Origin of the sequence: Neisseria subflava (assembly GCF_024205705.1) — a bacterium.
Taxonomy (GTDB): domain Bacteria; phylum Pseudomonadota; class Gammaproteobacteria; order Burkholderiales; family Neisseriaceae; genus Neisseria; species Neisseria subflava_D.
Map to the genome: position 1 here is coordinate 71,538 of NZ_CP073115.1, position 20,239 is coordinate 91,776.

A 20,239-nucleotide genomic window follows, 5' to 3' on the forward strand; every position below is an offset into this window, starting at 1 on the left:
GGTGACGGCCTTTCAGACGGCCTGACGTGCCTATCATAGCAAAAGCACTTGCTGCAAGTAAATGCGGCAAGTGCTTTTCTATGTCGGACGTATCAGCCTTTGATGACGCTGACGAAGCCGGAGAGGATGGCGGCGTTGAGCAGGTCAACGAAGAACGCACCCACCATAGGCACAATCAGGAAGGCTTTGTGCGAAGGGCCGAAAGTTTGGGTAATGGACTGCATATTGGCAACGGCAGTCGGGGTGGCACCCAAACCGAAACCGCAGTGGCCGGCTGCCAAGACGGCGGCGTCGTAGTCGCGGCCCATGAAGACGTAGGTAACGAAGGTTGCGTACAAAATCATGACGACGGTTTGTACGGCCAGGATGATGGTTACCGGGCCTGCCAGACCGGTCAATTCCCACAGTTTCAGGTTCAGAAGAGCCATGGCGAGGAAGAGCGACAGGGAGGCGTTACCGAATACGTCGATGGCGCGGTCGAACATATTGACTTTGAAGGTTGCAGTCAGGACGTTGCGGATGACCACGCCGGCAAACAGACACCATACGAATTTAGGCAGGTCGAAGAAGGCTTTGTCGTAGCCGTCGACGATTTCGGCAAAAGCCAAACATGCGGCAAACATCGCGAGTGTTTCGACAGCGGAGTCAGCCGTAATCAGACGGGTGCGCTGTGCTTGTTCGAAGACGTCGTCGGCAGCATCGTTGTCGTCGGATTTGGCAGTTTTGACGACAGGTTTACGGCCCATTTTGTTGATCAGACGGCGTGCAACAGGCCCACCAATCAAACCGCCGAATACCAGGCCGAAGGTGGCGGAAGCCATACCCAAGCCGGTTGCGCCGGTCAGGCCGAATTTGCTTTCAAAGTCAGGACCCCATGCGCCGGCTGTACCGTGACCGCCGGTCAGGGTAATCGAACCGGTAATCAGGCCGATCAGCGGATCCAGACCCAATGCGCTTGCCAAGCCGACACCGACGAAGTTTTGGACGATGATGAATGCACCCACTACGGCGGTAAAGATGACCAAAGGCAGGCCGCCCGCTTTCAAACGGGAGAAGTCGGCGCTCAAACCGATGGATGTAAAGAAGATAAGCATGAACGCATCTTGCAGCGGTTTTTCAAATTTGAAGCTGACGCCGTAGGCTTCGTGCAGGGCGAACAGGACGATAGCGGCAACTAGACCGCCGGCGACCGGCTCGGGAATATTGAAGTCTCGTAAGAATTTGATTTTTTGAACCAGAAATTTACCAACCAGCAACACGAGCGTGGCGGCAATCAGTGTGTAATAACTGTTGAATTCCCATTCCATGTTGTTTCACCTCCTAGAAATGTTTTTCCGAGTATCCGTTTCTTTCCGGATGCAGTGTGTTTCAACGCTTGGCGTTATCCGCCGAGTGTCATGGTATTGATGCGCGAACAAGGCGTTTTCAGAAAGAAATGAAAACAATGACGTGTCCGTGAAAAATAACTGGCAAATATTAGGGGAATAGTTAAAGATTGTCAAAAAATGCGAGTGTAAATATTTTCAGACGGCCTTTTGCCCGATGGCATGATGCGCTTCGCGGCGCCATTGTTCCAATAGGGATGTTAATAACCCGGCCGAGGTATGCCCGTTGCCGATGGCGGCCTGCAGCCAGTAGCAGGCAGTCGGAACATGGCAGCTTACACCTTGCCCGTGATAGTAGAAACAGGCGAGGTGGTATTGGGCGGAAGGGTGGTTTTGTTCGGCAGCGATGGCGTACCAGTAGGCGGCCGCACGAGGGTCTTGAGCCGTGCCGAGGCCGTAATGGTAGATGCGGCCCAAGGCTGCCGCCGCGTTTTTGTGGTGGTATTCGGCCGCTTCCATGTAATTTTTGCGCGCGGCATTGTAGTCGGCAGGACGGCCGATGGCGCGGGCCTGTGCTTCCGCCAAGCGGTATGCGGTCTCGGTTTGTTGCTGTTGCAGGGCGGCTGTTTTGATTTGTTCGTATTGTTGCGGATGGTACAGCGCGGCATCGCTGACGAGTTTTTGTGCGGCGGCGGCAGAACCCAGCGCGGCGGCACGGTGGTAGTAATCGTGTGCGACATGGTTGTCGGCTTTGATGCCGAGGCCGTAGCGGTAGAGGTCGCCCATGATTTTCAGGGCTTCGGGATGGTTTTTCTCGGCGGCGGCTTTGGCGTAGCGTGCCGCTTGGAACGGGTCTCGTTCGGAAAGTTCGCCGGTCAGGGCGTATTGGGCCAGCTTGGCTTGAGCTTCCGCTTGTTCCTTGTCGGCGGCACGACGATACCATTCCAAGGCTTCGGGTCGGCGTTGGGCGGCAAGAAGGTCGGCCAGCAGGGTTTGTGCGGCGATATGGCCGGCTTGCGCGGCTTGTTCGAGGTATTGTTCGGCTTGTGCGTGGTCGGGGCTGATGCCTGTGCCGTAGAAGTAGATTTGACCGAGTTGCCAACAGGCGGTAGTTACGCCGAGTGCGGCCGCTTTTTCGTATTGTTCGACGGCTGTCGCAACGTCGCCTTGGCGTTGATGATGGCGCGCCAGATGGTAATACGCGGGCGCGGCATATCGGGCGGCGGCAAGCTCCGCCCAGTAGAGGGATTGTGGATCGTTGCGTTGCGCGTGGTAACGCATGAGGATTAATTGGGCTTCTGAGTGCCCCTGTTCACCCAGCCAGGCATAGTCGTTGAGAAGCTGTCCGGTCGGGGTGCCGTTGTGTTCGCGTTGTTGCAGCAGGGAGAAGAGTGCTTTGGGATGGCGTTGGGCCGCGGCGGCTTCCAACCATGAAAGTGCCTGCTCCGGTTGGCCGTTTTGCAGCAGATGGTTGCCCAATACGAAAGCAGCTTCCGCATAACCTTGCTCTGCCGCCTGTTGCAACAGGGGCAGGGCTTGGGCGGTATGGGATTGTTCCAAAAGGGCGGCGGCTTGCCGGTAGAGGATTTCAGGAGCGGCGGTCATGGTTTGCGGGCGGATAAAGTGGAAGACGGGTGCTGCGGCATATGGGCGGCGATACCGGTTGAGAGCTTTGTAAAAATTTTGCTCGGCATAGTTTTGTAGAGTGTATTGTCTTGCTGGCTTATTTTTAGGATGTTTGGCTTGTTATATTGTTTTGCCTAGGGATACATCCATATTTTGTGTGTTACAAAAGGCTCAGCTTGAGTCGGTATGCGCTCATGACAGCTCGGTCATTATACTGTCTTTGTAATTTATTGTTAATGATAAATGCAGGTTTTTGTGTTTTATTTACATGTAAGTAGCCAAGGTATTGATTGCTTCAGGCCGTCTGAAATATTTTCAGACGGTCTGAACTTTTCCTTCGCTAAGTCAGGTTGTCGGTGTAGAAAAGTCGGATGTGTTTTTGTTGGGAAAAAACACCTGACTGTAGAAGTTACCGTTAATTTGGGTCACGTTGAGGTGGTACATTCGGTAGGCATGGAACAGCTCTTTGTCAGGCGGTGTCGGATGATTCCAAAATTCTGCCAAGGTATTTTGGTCAGTAATGCCGGGAATATCATAATAGGCACGGCCGAGAACCTTAACTGGCATATTGTGAATCAGTCCGGACAGGCCGCTGGTACTGTTGATGGTGACCATACCGAGGCCATGGCGCAGGAAAACGGGCAGGGGGACATCATGGACGTAAGTGATACGGCCTTTGAGTTTGGGGTGTTTTTTGATAAAGCGTTTGATGTCGCACGAGTAGTCGATAAAGCCGCGGTCCATCGGATGATGCTTGATGATGAGGTTGGTATCGGCAGGCGCGTGCGCGGCAAAGGAGGCCAAAACATGGAGCAGGAAGCTGCGGACGCTGGAAAAGTCGCAATGGATGCGGACTTGGCTGTCGTTGAATACCTGCAAGGGAACAATAAAAAACTTGCCGTATTTGCCCGCCTCCACGCGTTTGGCGATTTGGATGTCTTCAATATAGTAGTTCAAACGCTTGAGGATGGAGATCGACCACAGTTTGAGGTAATGGCCGGCATTGGATGCGCGGTGGTGGATGTAGTTCGGGTACTTGTTCGGATTGCGGAACAATTCGATATAGTAACGGACGGCATTTTTGGCCATGGGCATAAACCCGCCGCGTACCGGCGTCGGCGCTTTGTATTCCTGCTGGGCAAGCTTAGGGAATTGTTCCAAAAAAAAGTCGGCACGGCGCGGTAATAGGGAAAATGCGTTGACGCCGTCTTTTTCTAAGGTGATGTAGTAGGGGCGGAAATAGCCTTCTTCAAACGCCCAGAAACTGGCTTGGTTTTCGTTTGCAATGCGTTTTGCAATGACGTGATAAGGGCGTGTGTCACCAAAGCAGACAACGGCCTGGATGTGATGTTGAACGATGTATTCTTGCAAAAATTCAGGAAAGGCATCGTAGTTGTCGTTAAAAACAACGGTATGCGCTTGAGTGGGCGGATAAAAATAGTCGTCGCCTGCATTAAAGTTGAATTTATGTACAGTTTTGCCATTTTCAGTCAGCCAATTGGCAAGACGCAGAAAAAAATTGCCGACAGGTCCTTGAAGCAGCAGGATATTTTCTGCGCTTTCAAGCAGGTTTTGCAGGTTGTTTTTGAGGACGGTCTGTTTCATGTCGCAATGTGGTTTTGTTTTTTATGTAATAGTTTTAGGTTGAACTTTCAAGCATACGCCAAGAGAATTAACGATGCAAAGGCAATGATGCCGCAATAGAGGCAAGTTTATGACGTGTCGTTAATTTAGATGGTGTTTATTTGAAAGATCGATATAGTTGTTTGATTTTACCTAATTTTTTAGCAAAGTACCCGCGATGTAATCCGTTGTTGTTTTTTTGCATATTTTTTTGTCGTATCAGGATTTGGGCAGCGGTTTCCGCATTGATGGCCTGATGGGTTTCGGGATGGATATAGTCGGGATAGTGTATGAGCGTACCGGCAATCAGCTGCCAAAGCTCAAGCCTGCGGCTGCGGCGCGGAATGGGGAGCAGATCTTGGGTAAGCCCCCAACCTGCATAGAAAGGCAGGCCGTAGCAGCTGACTTTTTTGCCGCGCAACAAGGCTTCAAAACCGGTCAGCGAAGTCATGGTATGAACTTCGTCTGCGTATTGGAGACAGGTCAGGATATCGGCTTGTTCGGCGGTTTGGTCGGCATATCGTGCAGCATCTTCAGGGGAAATATGGCCGATACGGTTACCGCTGACTACATCGGGATGCGGTTTGTAGATGATATAGGCATCGGGATTGCGTTCGCGTACGGTACGGAGCAGATCCAGATTGCGATAGATTTGGGGCGAACCGTAGCGGATAGACGCATCATCTTCAACCTGGCCGGGAACGAGGATTACGGTTTTGTCGGTTGACGGGACAGTGAAGTCTGAGCTGCCGACGTTGTATTTGCTGATGTGGTTTTCGGTCAACATTTTTTGCAGCTTCAAGGCTGTCTGAAAGTCTTGATTGTCGAAGTTTTGGTTTTGCAGGATGTGTTCAAGACGGGACGGGGTTTCGGCGTTGAAATAAATGCCCATATCGTCGGTAACGAGCGACAGTGGTGGGACTAAATTAGAACCAAGCCCGACCGAGCGGATAAAGCCGTCTTCCATGCGCAGCAGGGGGATATTATGTTGTTCGGCAAAACGGACGATGGCCTCTTTGCCGTTGCCCCAGGCAAGGATGCGTGCATCGTCGGACAGTTTGACTCCGGCCAGTTTTTGGGTGGAAGAGATAAATTTCAGACGGCATGAGGGTACGTTAAAGAACGGTTTGGCAACCGCGCGTTTCCACAAAGACATGCCGACGCAATATAACTCTCCACGCAATTTGTCGTTTTTACGTTTGACCGTCGCCAGATAGTCAATGACATCAAAGAGGCTGCCTGCTTCGCCGGTATTGGGGTTGAGGTAGCGGCTGTATTGCAGATAGGCTGCGGCGAAGAGTTGCAGCAAGTTGCGGGGGGCGCGGCGTTGGGTTTGAACAAGACTGTCGATTTTTGGATGGCGGTCGTCGCTCACGCCCCATCCGGCATACCACGGCAGACCGAAGGTGGTCAGTGGTTTGCCGCACAAAAGCGCCTCAAAACCCATTTGCGAGGTAACGCAATAAACTTTATCGACGTTTTGCAACAAAGAAATCGGATTGATGTCTTCTGCCAAAAGATGGACGCGGTGTTGCTGCGCCAGTTGGGTCAGATAGCCTTGTTTTTTGCCGCACAAAACATCGGGATGGGTTTTGACCCAGATATCGGCTTGTGGGTTTTCATTTAAGGCCGTCTGAAACATCAGTTCAAACGTAGAGGCGTCTGCGTCGCCATATTGGATGGCCATATCGCCGAAGGTTTGGTCAATGATGAGGACGGTTTCGGGTTTGGATGGGGAACGTAAAGGATGATCGTCTGAAAGTTTGGGCGCGTGATTGTATTTGGACAGGTGGTGTCGCAGGATGAAATCCATCGCCTGCTGCGCCTGAGCCAAGGTTTCAGACGGCATGGCATTGGCGGCAAGAATCAGTTGTTCCAAACGCGAGGGACGCGTGGTGTCGTAGTAGATGCCGATGTCGTCATAGACGATGGAATAGGGCGGATAACCGGCGACACCCAGTCCGAGTGATCGTAAAAAGCTGTCTTCCAAAGCAATAAAGGGAAGCTGGTGTTCGGCGGCAAAAGCACGTGCTTTGTGTGTCGTCGGGCGCAAACCCCAGCCGACAACAGCCTCTGCTCCTTTTCCGTCTTTGCAGATTTGAAACTCAGGCAATAGGGTGGAGAGATGGGGGATTTTGCGGATGCCGCGAGAGGGAATGTAGGCGTTTTTCACAATGCGTTTTCGTCGATTATTGTTATTAATGGATTATAGGCCGTCTGAAAAGAGGAGCATTCTTTCAGACGGCCTGAATTATTTTTTTAAAACGTGACTGCTTCAGCCAATACTTTGCCTGCCAAGTCTTTAGGCGACAGGTTCGGCTCGCCTTGCAACGGCCAGTCGATGCCGACGGTTGGATCATTCCAAATCAGCGAGTGTTCGGCTTTGGGGTTGTAATAATCCGTGCATTTGTAGACGAACTCGGCTTCATCGCTCAGTACATAGAAGCCGTGAGCGAAGCCTTCAGGTACCCACAGTTGGCGTTTGTTTTCTGCAGACAGAATCTCGCCTACCCATTTGCCGAACGTGGGGGAGTCTTTACGCATATCAACAGCCACGTCGAATACTTCGCCGACAACCACGCGTACGAGTTTGCCTTGTGTGTTTTCAGTTTGATAGTGCAGGCCGCGCAATACGCCTTTGCTGGATTTGGAATGGTTTTCCTGCACGAAGGTGCGTTCGCAGACTTGGGTTTTGAACCACTCGTCGCGGAAGGTTTCCATAAAAAAGCCGCGCGAGTCGCCGAAGACTTGGGGCTCAAGCAGTTTTACGTCAGGAATGGCGGTATCAATGATGTTCATCGTTTTATCTTTCATCTAAAGGCCGTCTGAAAAGTTTCAGACGGCCTCAAACACTATTTTTTCAACAGGCGCAGCAAATATTGGCCGTATTGGTTTTTTGCCATCGGGCGCGCCAGCTCTTCCAGTTTTTCATCGGAAAGCCAACCGTTGCGCCAAGCGATTTCTTCCAGGCAGGCGATTTGCAGGTCTTGGATGTTTTGCACGGTTTGGACGAATGAGGCGGCTTCGTGCAGGCTCTCGTGGGTGCCGGTGTCCAGCCATGCGAAACCGCGTCCCAAAAGTTGTACCGACAATGAACCGTCTTCCAAATACATTTGGTTGAGATCGGAAATTTCCAATTCGCCGCGGGCAGACGGTTTGATTTGTTTGGCAAATTCTACAACGCGTTGGTCGTAGAAGTACAAGCCGGTTACCGCCCAATCGGATTTGGGCTGTTGCGGTTTCTCTTCGATAGACAGGGCGTTGAAGTTTTCGTCAAATTCAACCACGCCGAAACGCTCGGGGTCTTTGACCTGATAACCGAATACGGTTGCGCCGTGTGTCTTGGCGGCGGCCTGTTTCAATGTTTGCGTAAACGATTGGCCGTAGAAAATATTGTCACCCAAAACCAAGCAGACATTATCGTTGCCGATAAATTCTTCGCCGATGATAAATGCCTGTGCCAAGCCGTCCGGACTGGGTTGCACGGCATAACTGATGGAAATGCCGAAATCGCTGCCGTCGCCGAGCAGACGTTTGAAAGAGGCGTTGTCTTCGGGCGTGGTAATGACCAAAATATCGCGGATTCCTGCCAGCATCAATACGGACAGGGGATAGTAAATCATGGGCTTGTCGTACACGGGCAGCAGTTGTTTGGATACGCCGCGCGTAATGGGGTATAGGCGTGTACCGCTGCCGCCGGCGAGGATAATGCCTTTCATGGGTTTTCTCCTGAGTAGTGTGTGTTTGCGTGATTTTCAGACGGCCTAATATGGGAACAGGCCGTCTGAAAACTTATTTTCCTGTTCCTAAACGTTCCAAACGGTAGCTGCCGTTCAATACGTTTTGCCACCAGGTTTTGTTGTCCAAATACCATTGCACTGTTTTGCGGATGCCGGATTCGAATGTTTCCTGCGGTTTCCAGCCCAGTTCCCTGCCGATTTTGGCAGCGTCAATAGCGTAGCGCACGTCATGGCCGGGGCGGTCTTGTACGAAAGTAATCAAATCTTCATAACGTGCCACACCGGCCGGTTTTTCAGGAACAAGCTCTTCCAGCAGGGTGCAGATGGTTTTGACGACTTCAATATTGGCTTTCTCATTGTGGCCGCCGATATTGTAGGTCTCGCCGACAACACCTTCGGTAACAACCTGATACAGTGCGCGTGCGTGGTCTTCGACAAACAGCCAGTCGCGGATTTGCATACCGTCGCCGTAAACGGGCAGCGGTTTGCCGTCAAGCGCGTTCAGAATCATCAGCGGAATGAGTTTTTCCGGGAAGTGGTACGGGCCGTAGTTGTTGGAGCAGTTGGTTACGATGGTCGGCAAACCGTATGTACGCAACCATGCGCGGACGAGGTGGTCGCTGGACGCTTTAGAAGCAGAGTAAGGGCTGGACGGCGCGTATGGCGTGGTCTCGGTAAATAAATCGTCTGTGCCGTGCAAATCGCCATAGACTTCATCGGTAGAAATATGGTGGAAGCGGAAGGCTTCACGTTTTTCAGACGGCATTTGTTGCCAGTAGGCGCGGGCTGCTTCAAGCAGATTGAATGTGCCGACGATATTGGTTTGGATAAACTCGCCTGCCGAATCGATAGAGCGGTCGACATGGCTTTCCGCAGCCAAGTGCATCACGGCATCAGGCTGGTGTTGTGCGAATATGCGGTCGAGTTCGGCGCGGTCGCAAATATCCACTTGCTCAAAAGCATAGCGAGGGTTGCCTGCTACCTCAGTCAAAGATTCCAAATTGCCGGCATAAGTCAGCTTATCGACATTGACGACAGAGTCTTGGGTGTTTTGGATAATATGACGGACAACGGCAGAACCGATAAAGCCCGCGCCGCCGGTAACAAGGATTTTTTTCATAAGTTTCAGAGGATAGTCAAAATAATATAAACGGATTATAGCAGACAGAATGTGTGTTTTTCAGATAAAGAGGCCGTCTGAAAACATCTCTTTCAGACGGCCTGTATTAAGTCAACTTAATCGTCGTAGCCATTTGGGTTGTTGCTGACCCAGCGCCATGAGTCTTCCATCATCTGCGCTAAATCACGCTTGGTTTCCCAACCGGTTTGTGCTTTGGTGTAGGCAGGGTCGGCATAGAAACAGGCCAAATCGCCATCGCGACGCGGTTTGATTTGGAACGGAATAGTCAAGCCAGAGGCCGCTTCAAAGGCACGGATGATTTCCAATACCGAATAAGCACGTCCCGAACCCAAATTAAACAGGTGTACGCCCGAAACATCGCTTTTCGCCTGCATCGCCGCCACATGGCCTTCTGCCAAATCCATTACATGGATATAGTCGCGCATACCCGTACCGTCTGGGGTAGGGTAGTCGTTGCCGAAAACCGACAACTGCGGCAGCTTGCCTGAAGCCACTTGGCAGATATAAGGCAGCAGATTGTTTGGGATACCGTTTGGCTGCTCGCCGATCAAACCGCTTTCATGCGCACCGATAGGATTGAAATAGCGCAACAAAATCACGCTCCAACGCGGATCGGCCTTTTGGATGTCCGTCAAAATGCGCTCCACCATAGACTTAGACGTGCCGTAAGGGCTGGTCGTGTCCCCCGGTTGCATATCTTCCGTATAAGGCACTTTACCCGGATCGCCGTAAACCGTAGCCGATGAGCTGAACACAATCTTAAATACGCCGGCACGCGCCATTTCTTCAGCCAAAACCAAGCTGCCCGACACATTGTTGTCATAGTATTTCATTGGTTCGGCCACGCTTTCACCGACTGCCTTTAAGCCGGCAAAATGGATGACGGCATCAATATCGTGTTCTGCAAAGATTTGACGCAACACTTCACGATCACGGATATCCCTTGGTAAAAAGGCACAGACTTGCCGGTAATCTTTTCCAAGCGCGGGAGGATGTTGGCAGACGAATTGCACAAATTGTCCAAAATCACGGCATTAAAGCCTGATTCCAACAGGGAAACAACGGTATGAGAACCGATAAAACCGGTACCGCCGGTAATTAGGATTTTTTTCATAGTACTCAAAAATAATTGAAAAAAGAAAATTTAAGATAATTTTCCAGCATGTAGGTAATTATAAGCATTCAATATTAGTAATAAAAGAACTAATATTGGTAAAGTAATTTTCCAAAATGAAATAAATAGTACCCATAATTTCTTTCTCAGTGCTTTAAATTTGAAATTATTTGCAGGAGTAACCAGACAGATAAAGAGTTTCCAGTTGTAATACATTAGCAGCCATTTAATAATTTCATGAGTTTCATATATCTGCTTCAAAAGTGGTAAATCGGTTCTAAAATTGAATGTACCAAAATTCTCAATATAAAGATTTTTAATATTTAAATAGAAATCTTTATCCATATTCTTGTTCAATGTTCTAGCATCTTTAATTGCCCAATAGAAAAAACGGTACCCCATAATTTTGTTTTCAACATATAAGATGGTAGAGTCATTAAATCTATTCGTCAGACTAGTTTTTGTTATGGCAGGTGCGCTAACCATATCGGTAATCTTTTTTGGGTTCCAACTTGTCATAATTGAATTTGGGCGAATACGATAGTTAACGACACTGATAGGCTCATACCATAGATCTTTACAAGCTGCCAAAATTGTTGGAGTGGTCGCAACATCTTCCATATACATGGATTTGAAGTCAATGTCATTCATAATTTTAGCTTTAACAATAAATCTCCATGCATAAAAAGTTGAATCACGGAGATATTCACTAATAACTTCTTCTGTTACGGGTTGAATTGAACGTGGGTGAAACGAGAATTTATGCATATCGTTCCAAGTATGTTCATTTTTAAAAGAATGGCTGTCAAAATAAATGATATCAGTATCAACAACTCTTAAAATATGCAAAATTTCAGCTAAGTTTTCAGAGTTAATATAGTCGTCAGAATCTAAGAAGAATAAATATTTTCCTTTAGCGAGATTTTTACCGAAATTACGTGCTCCAGCTAGACCAAGATTTTTTTCTGGCCTGACAACTCTGAATGCAATATGGTCAATTGCAGAGACTGCCCCATGTAACAGTGACAACGCTCCTTTGTCATTATGATTGAAGTCATCTACTACAATTACTTCTACATTAATATCTAAATTTTGAATTTTATTTAGACAGTCTTGAAGTGATTTTAAACAAGCATATATGTAAGGACCGCAATCGTAATAAGGAGCAATAATACTAAGAAACATTTTTTATCCCTATAATTTATTGATATGAAGTAATTAATACTTTTTTTAACAACATTTCTAGAAAGCCGGAGTCATAAATTCTAATACATCCTTCTGAATGGTTTAACCCGTAATCAAAACCTGTTAAAGTTGTTCTATTGGAAATTATTTTCATGGAACTAATAGCTTCTGCTTCATTTAATGCATCATAAACAACATAATGACATACATTATTAATATGCTCTTTTAAATATTCGGATAAATCTAATTCTAAGCCTTGTGCTATATATTCATTTATAATTTCGTTTGTTAAGGTTTTTGCTCTGTCTCCATCGCTAAATCTCATTCTCATTTGATCTGCAAAATCTTGTTTTAATGAGGTTAATGGTTGAATTGCAATAGAGCAATAATCAGTCAATGGATTTTTTCTTGCTATTGTTTCTGCAAACCATAGTGCTGCATATCCACCAATAGACATTCCTAGAAATACAATCTTTTTATAGTTGTTGATATTAACTAAAGCTTCAATTTTTTGATAGCTATCTAAATAAACTCTAGTTGGTTTGGACTGGGATATTCTGATGTAGTCGACTGCAAATTGATATGGCGTATGATAAAATTCATGGAATACAGTTTGTCCATTATATTCACCACCTGCGGAGTTGAAAATAACCAGCAAAGTATCCGAGCGATTACTAAAACAGGCATCAATGTTCAAAAAATTAAGTGGTTTGACAGTCCGTGAAGTATCTTTTATCCGTAAAAAATCCAAATAGTGTTTGTCTTTTCCAAAAAGAAAGTTTAAGGAAATTTGTTTGATAGATTTTTGGTGAGTGTTCGTATAGCTGACTGTTTCTTGCTCTAGAATTAGCTCTTGATTTTCATTATATATTTTTAGACATCCATCTTCAACTTTCCAATATTTTTCATTTGGGTTGTGGTAATTATAAATTTCTCCATTAATTCCAAAAAAAATACCTTGCCCCCAAATTTCTCCAGTTGAGCTTTTATATAAAGCAGATTTATTAGCAATTAATTTTGAGAAGTTATCATTTTGGAAAAATTGTTCTAATTCTTCTTCCGTATATTCAGGAGCTAAAAATATATTGTTATTTTTAATTCTATGTTCTGCTGTATTGATTAGTAAATTCGCTGATTTAATATATTTCAAACTATAGCAGAGTTTGTTTCTCTCATCATATAACTCAAGGATACTATTATTGATTTTCCAGCGATAAAATCCTTCTGTACCGTTATTGTTAATTTTTCCATTTGGTAAAAATTCTATTAGGCTATGATGGAACCAACCATCTATATATAATGACCATTTTTTTTTAATAAAAATTTCTTTCTTCATAGTACTTCCCAATCTAGCATATTGTTGGTTGAGTCAAAATTAAAGATAATTCCTGATAATACATTTTCGAATATATATGGGGTAAAAGCTAATAATATATCTGTATCTAAATAATAAGGAATATGTATATTTTTTTCGTAAACGAAAGGCTTTCCTGTAAAAAAATGAGTAGTAGTTTGGGAAGAGTCTGGATGGATCTGTTGGCCGTTCAGTAAAAATGATATTTCTATATTATGATTACTATAACAACGTAGGAGAGATTGTTTATAGCAGCTGATATACTCTATAGTTATTTTTACAGATGATTTATAAATATTTTTGATTCCTATTAGACCTATTTTATGTAAATTTTCAATACCAATTAAATCAAAATTGATAATGTGATTATCATCAATATAGGCCAATGTTTTTTTTAGAAGATTTCTATAGTTTTCAGTTTCTTCAGTTGTTAGGACTTTTAAATATTCATTATGATTCACTAGCTTTTTTATATGCCAAAAAATTTCATACAAAACAGTCCATTGTATATTTTTTGGTATTGATCCATATTTTTCTTTATATGCTTCTAGCATTGGTATGTAACCATATAGAAAAGTATTATAGTATTTTTCCTTTTTTAGCCAAGAATTATCAATAGTTGAGCTACCATTTCCACGTTTGCGATAGAAGAAAACAGCATTTCGCAAATAAGCAACATTGCCGTGCTCAGCATGTAGAAGATAATCTGCAAGAAATTTCCCATCTTCAAAGTTTGGCTTAATCCTTTCATCAAAAACAATATGTTGATTATGTAGCAAAGCTGTTTGAAAAAAGGAAACAGTTACAAACAGATTAATATTTTTACCAAGATTACTTATTGGTACAATATTTACTTTTTTATAGAAACGATACCTTAGCGCGTGTCGATCTTTAACTAGTTTAGTCTCATCAAAATAGAATTTTAGGTTACCAACAGCTAACGTGATCGATTTATTTTTAGTCAAAATACTATCTACAACCATGAAATAATCAGGATGAATAAAATCATCAGTATCAATGAAAGTTACCCATGGAGTTGAAACATGTTTTAATCCTGTATTCCGTGCAGCTGAAATGCCATTATTTTTCTGATGAATATAGTGAATATTATTCGGAAATTTTTTCTGCCATTCCTTAATAATTTTAGCCGAAGAATCAGTAGAACCATCATCTACCAATATCAAACTAATGTGTTTTTTAAAATTTAGTGTTTGAGTTACTAAGCTTTCAAAATATTTATCTAAATAAGGAGCAACATTATAGACAGCTGACACGACAGTAAATTGATTAGTACCATTGTATTTAAATGGAATTTTTCTTTTAATTTTTATTTCGTATTTTCGATACATGTCCTTAAAAAATAGATTTGGTTCTCGTAGTAATTTTTTAATTTTTCTATTCATCCAAATCTCCTTCTTAAATCTGATAATAGTTTTTGAGCATTGTAATCAACTTATCTTGATAATTTGGTATGCTTCTCAAACTATTGAAATCATTTGCACAGAAAGAATGAGGTTGCCGTTCTACGCGCTTGTTATTTAAAAGTCTACAGTATTGTGTCAGTGCATGTGCGGAGCGGATATTGAAGTAGTAACAGATTTCATGTGTAAATACGGATTGTCCTTCTAGATACATCAACCAAGGTACCAGGAAGGTAGCCATATTCAAGTCGTAATTTGTTCTAAGCTTGTTGGGTAAAAATGATCTGATTTCAGTCTCAAATTGTTCCCATGCAAGATTATAGATACTTTTTTTTAATGGAACATAGGTATGAACCAAAGGCATGTTAATATAGGAACTGTACCTTCTTTTAAGTAGGTTAATACAGTTAAAAGATGCATGTAACGTTGGTGTCATTACTCCTTTTTTCTGCATGGTAGTTAGCTGTTTCTCAGCAATAAAAATTGATGCGATACCATTTGAGCGAAAAAAATGTCCCTTCGTTAATGGACGTGCAACAAAAACATCATCATTAAAATAGATAAAGTTTTCACTTAAATTGGGAATCTTGTGTAGATTTGCCTCAATTACATGAGAGTTGAAAGTGGGTAGATACTGCTTCTCAATAATTTCTGTATGATCGATAAGGTGGATATTATCCACCTTACCTGGTGTAAGCCATGAGGGAGTTTGCGCATCAGTAATAATATAGATATTTCGTATCCATGGCATAAATTTTTGTACACTGAGTACTGAGTAATAAAGTTCATTATGATTAGTGAAGCGTGCTTCATCATTACTATAGAGGGCAGTGCAAGGAAAACTTTCAGCAACAACAGAGTATTTCTTTTGCCATGCAGGGTCTTGATTATTTACCCACGTAAAGACAACATCAATATTAGCATCTTTCTTAACAGTAGCATCTAGCACAGAAAGTTTAAGGCTATTTTTAATGAGAGTATATTCGTCATCTTCATAAACATTTTGTTCATTATTGATAACTGGGTATTTCTTGTTGAAATAATCTCGGAAAAATAGTCCCGGGTGCTTGAAAAATTTCTGGATTTTTTTCATATATAATATCTTCAGTATTTATGTATTCAGCATATGTGCATACTAAAAGGTGCAGATACTTGGGGGTATTGTAACTTCAAAATCTGTTCTTGTGGTAATTATTCGAAAATATTTATTCTGATTCAATGGTTTCTGTAGATGAATTGCAAAATTAGGTCAGAATTCTTACTAGTATTTACATACGGAGTATAATACTATCTGAATTTTGAAATCCTTTTGGTATTGTATTTATTTTTGGATTCTTCATGTTAAAACAATATGTAATATTTTGGGGGCTGTCTGCAGTACTAATTTCAGCCTGTGGCTCTCTGCCTTCTTCTGGTCCTAGTGGTAAGAATGTAACAACTTTGGGGAGGCAGCATAAGAGTGTTGTTCCTGAAGTAGAAATAGTGGAAATTGATGCAAGAGTTGTAGAGAGTCTATATCGTATGCATTCAGGGCAAACTTTTTCGTCTTTAGGTGAGGGGTATATCTCTTCTGATGCAGTAGATGTTGGCGATATGTTGGAAGTTACAATATGGGAAACGGCACCTGCGGTATTGTTCGGTGGTTCCTTATCGTCCGTCGGTTCAGGGGTGGCGCAAGTAGTAAGATTGCCAGATCAGGCAGTTACTAGCCAAGGCTCCGTTTCCATACCATTTGCAGGAGATATTCGAGTAGTAGGTAAAACACCGGCTCAGATTCAGGATTTGATTAAAGAACGCCTGAGACTAAAAGCCAATCAGCCGCAGGTACTGGTACGACGTTCACAAAATAATGCGGCGACAGTGTCGGTTATCCGTCCAGGGAATAGTGTACGATTTCCGTTGACTTCAGTGGGCGAGCGTGTTTTGGATGCAGTTGCTGCTGTAGGAGGTTCTACATCCAATGTGCAGGATACTAATGTGCAGCTTACACGTGGTAAGCAGGTTAAAACAGTTGCATTGGAGGACTTAGTTGCTAGTCCATATCAAAATATTCGCCTACGAAAAGGTGATATCGTTACATTGATTACTAATCCGAATACGTTTACAGCAATGGGTGCGGTAGGGCGTACACAAGAAATAGGTTTCTCTGTAAAAGGTCTTTCACTCGCAGAAGCGGTAGGTAGAATGGGTGGGTTGCAGGATTATCGTGCAGATGCACGTGGGGTGTTTGTGTTCCGTTATCAGCCAGTGGAGGTATTAGATGTAGATAGACAACAAAAATGGTTTAATAAAGGTTATAGTGGGGATGCTGAAATCCCGGTTGTTTACCGTTTAAATCTATCAGATGCCAACTCATTATTTTGGATGCAGCGTTTTCCTATGAAAAATAAGGATGTTGTGTATGTATCAAATGCTCCTTTATCTGAGGTTCAAAAATTCCTGCAGTTTGTGTTTTCACCGGTTACAAGTGGTGTAAATAGTTTGAGTAATTTGGGTCGCTAATCAAAATAGTTTTATTGTGTTTAGGTAATCTAGATGAATAAGGGTGTAAGAAGTCCTAGTGTTGTTCACAGTATTTGAAACACAATACTGTTGTTGTGAACACTCTAAGAATACCCGCCTCATACCTCACCCACGTCAAGCTGTTCGTCGCCATTGGTAAATGTTCTTGCTAGCTGTATGTGGCTATTCTGCCTAATGCTGCCCGTATACCATTGAATACGCTTATTTGGATAATGGCATGATGTATCACTGCAATACGTCACATCCGCCTGTGTGTAGAAGACCAATTTTACCTGCATTGCCTGATTGCAGGACAACGGTAAGGTGGAGTGGGTGGTCCGTACCTTAATGAAGATATTGCATGATAAATTGCCGTTTAGGGATTCGGAATTTGGCAAAAGGGGCTGTGTTGCTTTGTAAATTTTAATACGGTAAAGCCACATAAGTGCTTGAAGGTAGCTACACCTTTTGAGGTCTTACAGGCTTATTTTTCTTAAACTGTTGTGTAAACAATGCGGTGTTTTCTTACAAAGAAAGCTGTCAGAAAACTATTTACAACATATCAAAATTATTGAGTGAACAATGACTGAACAAGAATCTGAAAATGTGGAAATACCACAAGTAAAAACCACATCTGCTAAGGAAAAGGCAGGAAAAAATAAACTAAAATCCCGATTGAAGAAAATTAAACTATTATTTTGGGTAACCGTAATTATTCCAACAGCGGTGTCGGTTGTGTATTTTGGATGTATAGCATCTGACCGTTTTACGTCTGAATCGACTTTTGTAATTCGCTCTCCTAGCAACCAAGCATCATCTACTAGTTTTGGTGCAATTTTGCAAAATGTAGGTTTTACACGAGCTCAAGATGATACCTATACGGTACAGGAATACATGCGTTCACGTACTGCGCTAATAGATTTACAAAAAACGCTTCCTGTTCGTAGTTTCTATGAACAAAACGGAGATGCTATTAGCCGCTTTAATAGTTTCGGTTTTTCTAATTCGAATGAAGCATTTTTTCAATATTTCCGTGATAAAGTAGGCGTACAATTTGACTCAGTAACGGGTATGACCACTTTAAGTATATCTTCTTTTGAAGCAGTACAATCGCAGCAAATTAATACAGCTTTATTAAAACAAGGGGAAGCGCTGATTAACCGACTCAATAAGCGAGCACGTCAAGATACTATCCGCTATGCTCAGGAAGCATTAGATACTGCAATGACAAGAGTGCAGGCTGCTGCTAACGAATTGACAAACTATCGTGTTAACCATGGCGTATTTGATTTAAAAGCGCAGTCGGAAATAAAAATAGGATTGGTATCGAAACTCCAAGATGAGCTGATTGTAATTCGTACACAGCTAGATCAAGTGCGTGCCATCACTCCCGATAATCCACAAATTTCTGGCCTGAAAGCACGTGAACAAAGCCTGCGTAAGGAAATTGCACAACAAATGAAAATTATTTCGGGTGAAAGTGGTGACTCTTTGGCAGGACAGGCTTCAGAGTACCAACAATTGATGTTGGAAAATGAGTTAGCAGAAAAACAATTGGCAGCAGCTACAACAGCTTTGGAAACTGCTAAAGCAGAGGCCGACCGACAACAGCTTTATTTGGAAGTCATTTCTCAACCGAGCAAACCTGATCTGGCTTTGCAGCCTAAACGACTTTATAACATTGTATCTACATTTTTCATTGGTCTGATGCTCTACGGTATTTTGAGTCTTCTAGCTGCCAGTGTACGTGAGCATAAAAATTGATGAAAGAATTGCATATTACCTCATTTTGGGAATCATTGGTAATACAAGGTCGGGTTATTGGTGCATTGATTATCCGTGAAACTATTACCCGTTATGGGCGCAATAATATTGGTTTTTTATGGTTGTTTGTTGAACCGTTGCTTGTTACGTTTATTATTGTTCTCATATGGAAATTCTTGCGAGCAGGTCAAGTATCAGGGCTTAATGTTGTTAGCTTTGTAATTACCGGTTATCCGATGGTTATGATGTGGCGTAATGTAACTGGTCGAGCAGTTGGTTCTATTGATGCAAATGCTAGTCTTTTATATCACCGTAATGTACGTGTTCTTGACACTATTTTTGCCCGAATGTTTTTAGAAATTGCTGGTGCAACGGTTGCACAGATTGCAATCAGTGCAATTTTGTTGGTTATAGGCTGGATTGAACAACCTTCAGACATATTTTATATGCTGTTGGCTTGGGTATTGATGGCTTGGTTTGCTATAGGGCTGGGACTGATTGTTTGTTCTATTGCTTTTAAGTATGAGGCATTTGGCAAAATTTGGAGTACGATTACTTTCGTATCGTTACCTTTATCAGGAGTTTTTTTCTTTGTTCATGCTTTACCTTTGTCGATGCAAGAGTATTTGCTATGGGTGCCCATGATTCATGGCACAGAAATGTTCCGCCATGGTTATTTTGGCAGTAGTGTAATAACCATGGAAAACCCTTGGTTTCTAATATTGACCAATATGATACTGACACTATTAGGTTTAGTGATGGTATCAGATTTCAGCAAAGGGGTTGAGCCGCAATGATTTCAGTTGAACACGTTTCCAAACGGTATCTGACCCGCCAGGGTTGGCGGACAGTCTTGCACGACATCAACTTCAAAATGGAGAAGGGCGAGAAAATCGGTATTCTCGGCCGCAACGGTGCAGGTAAATCGACGCTCATCCGTTTGATCAGTGGCGTTGAGCCGCCGACTACGGGCGAAATCAAGCGGACGATGAGTATTTCTTGGCCTTTGGCATTCTCCGGTGCGTTTCAAGGCAGTCTGACCGGTATGGACAATTTGCGTTTCATCTGTCGGATTTACAATGTCGATATCGATTATGTGAAGAACTTTACCGAAGAGTTTTCCGAGCTGGGTCAGTATCTTTACGAGCCGGTTAAGCGTTATTCTTCAGGTATGAAGGCGCGTTTGGCATTTGCTTTGTCGTTGGCGGTAGAGTTTGACTGCTATCTGATTGACGAAGTGATTGCAGTTGGTGACTCGCGCTTTGCCGATAAATGTAAGTATGAGTTGTTTGAAAAGCGCAAAGACCGTTCCATCATTTTGGTGTCGCACAGCCACAGCGCCATGAAGCAATATTGCGATAATGCGATGGTGCTGGAAAAAGGGCATATGTACCAGTTTGAAGATATGGACAAAGCCTACGAATATTATAATTCGCTGCCTTAA

General features: G+C 43.8%; 15 protein-coding genes and 1 pseudogene. 4 read left to right on the top strand and 12 right to left on the bottom strand.

Annotated features, from left to right (window positions below):
• Window positions 1–92: 92 nt before the first annotated feature.
• From gltS to KCG54_RS00410, 12 genes and pseudogenes are all read right to left on the bottom strand, one after another.
• The gene (gene gltS, locus KCG54_RS00355; protein ID WP_254324313.1) at window positions 93–1,307 is read right to left on the bottom strand and encodes a sodium/glutamate symporter; all 1,215 of its coding nucleotides are present in this window, start codon (window positions 1,305–1,307) and stop codon (window positions 93–95) included.
• A 216-nt stretch (window positions 1,308–1,523) separates the two neighbouring features.
• The gene (locus tag KCG54_RS00360) at window positions 1,524–2,930 is read right to left on the bottom strand and encodes a tetratricopeptide repeat protein (RefSeq protein ID WP_254324314.1); all 1,407 of its coding nucleotides are present in this window, start codon (window positions 2,928–2,930) and stop codon (window positions 1,524–1,526) included.
• A gap of 366 nt (window positions 2,931–3,296) precedes the next feature.
• A complete protein-coding gene (locus KCG54_RS00365) occupies window positions 3,297–4,556 on the bottom strand; it encodes a capsule biosynthesis protein (RefSeq protein ID WP_254324315.1) in 1,260 nt (419 codons plus the stop codon).
• Window positions 4,557–4,692: 136 nt separating this feature from the next.
• Window positions 4,693–6,777, bottom strand: a complete 2,085-nt coding sequence (locus tag KCG54_RS00370) for a capsular polysaccharide biosynthesis protein (RefSeq protein WP_254324967.1) — start codon at window positions 6,775–6,777, stop codon at window positions 4,693–4,695.
• A gap of 56 nt (window positions 6,778–6,833) precedes the next feature.
• A complete protein-coding gene (gene rfbC / locus KCG54_RS00375; protein ID WP_254324968.1) occupies window positions 6,834–7,373 on the bottom strand; it encodes a dTDP-4-dehydrorhamnose 3,5-epimerase in 540 nt (179 codons plus the stop codon).
• 53 nt (window positions 7,374–7,426) lie between these two features.
• Window positions 7,427–8,293 (bottom strand): glucose-1-phosphate thymidylyltransferase RfbA, encoded by an 867-nt coding sequence (gene rfbA, locus KCG54_RS00380; RefSeq protein ID WP_049332928.1) that lies wholly within the window; start codon window positions 8,291–8,293, stop codon window positions 7,427–7,429.
• A gap of 73 nt (window positions 8,294–8,366) precedes the next feature.
• The gene (gene rffG / locus KCG54_RS00385; protein ID WP_254324316.1) at window positions 8,367–9,434 is read right to left on the bottom strand and encodes a dTDP-glucose 4,6-dehydratase; all 1,068 of its coding nucleotides are present in this window, start codon (window positions 9,432–9,434) and stop codon (window positions 8,367–8,369) included.
• Window positions 9,435–9,550: 116 nt separating this feature from the next.
• Window positions 9,551–10,569 (bottom strand): annotated as a pseudogene (gene galE / locus KCG54_RS00390) (UDP-glucose 4-epimerase GalE).
• A 30-nt stretch (window positions 10,570–10,599) separates the two neighbouring features.
• Window positions 10,600–11,754: a glycosyltransferase family 2 protein gene (locus KCG54_RS00395; protein ID WP_254324317.1), complete on the bottom strand. Its 1,155-nt coding sequence runs from the start codon at window positions 11,752–11,754 to the stop codon at window positions 10,600–10,602.
• 16 nt (window positions 11,755–11,770) lie between these two features.
• A complete protein-coding gene (locus KCG54_RS00400) occupies window positions 11,771–13,090 on the bottom strand; it encodes a hypothetical protein (RefSeq protein WP_254324318.1) in 1,320 nt (439 codons plus the stop codon).
• Window positions 13,087–14,511, bottom strand: coding sequence for a glycosyltransferase (locus tag KCG54_RS00405; protein ID WP_254324319.1), 1,425 nt, complete (start codon window positions 14,509–14,511; stop codon window positions 13,087–13,089). Before KCG54_RS00405 ends, KCG54_RS00400 begins: the two co-directional genes overlap by 4 nt.
• 13 nt (window positions 14,512–14,524) lie before the next feature.
• Window positions 14,525–15,622: a stealth family protein gene (locus KCG54_RS00410; protein WP_254324320.1), complete on the bottom strand. Its 1,098-nt coding sequence runs from the start codon at window positions 15,620–15,622 to the stop codon at window positions 14,525–14,527.
• Window positions 15,623–15,867: 245 nt separating this feature from the next.
• Here KCG54_RS00410 and KCG54_RS00415 point away from each other — a divergent pair, with 245 nt between their 5' ends.
• The 4 genes from KCG54_RS00415 to KCG54_RS00430 all read left to right on the top strand — a co-directional run bounded on the left by KCG54_RS00415 (window position 15,868) and on the right by KCG54_RS00430 (window position 20,239).
• Window positions 15,868–17,031: a polysaccharide biosynthesis/export family protein gene (locus tag KCG54_RS00415; protein ID WP_254324321.1), complete on the top strand. Its 1,164-nt coding sequence runs from the start codon at window positions 15,868–15,870 to the stop codon at window positions 17,029–17,031.
• 582 nt (window positions 17,032–17,613) lie between these two features.
• Window positions 17,614–18,795, top strand: coding sequence for a capsule biosynthesis protein (locus tag KCG54_RS00420; RefSeq protein WP_254324322.1), 1,182 nt, complete (start codon window positions 17,614–17,616; stop codon window positions 18,793–18,795).
• Entirely contained in the window at window positions 18,795–19,592 is a 798-nt protein-coding gene (locus KCG54_RS00425; protein ID WP_254324323.1) for an ABC transporter permease, read from the top strand. Before KCG54_RS00420 ends, KCG54_RS00425 begins: the two co-directional genes overlap by 1 nt.
• On the top strand, window positions 19,589–20,239 hold the full coding sequence (locus KCG54_RS00430; RefSeq protein ID WP_003747991.1) for an ABC transporter ATP-binding protein: 651 nt from the start codon (window positions 19,589–19,591) through the stop codon (window positions 20,237–20,239). Before KCG54_RS00425 ends, KCG54_RS00430 begins: the two co-directional genes overlap by 4 nt.